Genomic DNA, 261 nt, shown 5'->3' with positions numbered 1-261 from the left:
ATTTACTACATGTCAACAACTTTGTTGCAACTCGTACCGAATTATCATGAGCAGACGCCCAAGATGATTCTCACCGACGCCATTACACCGGCCCCAGATGATGTCACCCCACGTATTGGTCTCTTCAAGGTAAGCCTGACCTGTGTCGAGCAGCCATTTCCGCAACTCGGGGTCACGGAACTTGGCGCGCAGCACCCGTAGCATCGCCTCAAACTTGTAGCTCTTATCCCAATCGGGACGAAGCGCAGCAGACTTTCCCAC

General features: G+C 52.9%; 1 protein-coding gene. It reads right to left on the bottom strand.

Annotation, left to right across the window (positions count from 1 at the left end):
- Positions 1 to 12: 12 nt before the first annotated feature.
- Complete coding sequence (locus tag AC1RPN_RS09040) at positions 13 to 204, bottom strand: hypothetical protein (RefSeq protein WP_481763852.1); 192 nt, start codon at positions 202 to 204, stop codon at positions 13 to 15.
- Between the last annotated feature and the right edge of the window lie 57 nt (positions 205 to 261).

The organism is Dellaglioa sp. CoH-57-MRSF-20 (assembly GCF_056781955.1).
The sequence above is the reverse complement of the archived record's forward strand: the minus strand, read 5'-3'. Positions and strand labels throughout refer to the sequence as shown.